1 protein-coding gene is annotated in these 257 nt (G+C 60.7%); it reads left to right on the top strand.

Translation table 11 applies throughout. From position 1 onward, the window contains the following. The coding region (locus tag PQ627_RS19930) for an HNH endonuclease (protein WP_274263029.1) at positions 1-253 on the top strand (253 nt) is incomplete at its 5' end. Positions 254-257: the final 4 nt, after the last annotated feature.

Here is a 257-nt window from a genome sequence, read left to right as displayed (position 1 = left end):
CGGCTGCGCCTTCCCCGACTGCACCATCCCAGCCCCCTGGTGCGAAGCCCACCACATCACCTACTGGTCACACGGCGGCACCACAGGAACAGAAAACGGAACCCTCCTCTGCTCCCACCACCACCACCTCATCCACAAAGAGCAATGGCACATCAACATGAAAACCGGCACACCCTGGTTCATCCCCCCACCCCACATCGACCCCCACCAAACACCCCGCCGCAACCACCACCACACACCACTGCGAACATAAACAA

The organism is Paenarthrobacter sp. AB444 (assembly GCF_028736865.1).
In the GTDB taxonomy this organism is placed as follows: domain Bacteria; phylum Actinomycetota; class Actinomycetes; order Actinomycetales; family Micrococcaceae; genus Arthrobacter; species Arthrobacter nicotinovorans_B.
The sequence above is the reverse complement of the archived record's forward strand: the minus strand, read 5'-3'. Positions and strand labels throughout refer to the sequence as shown.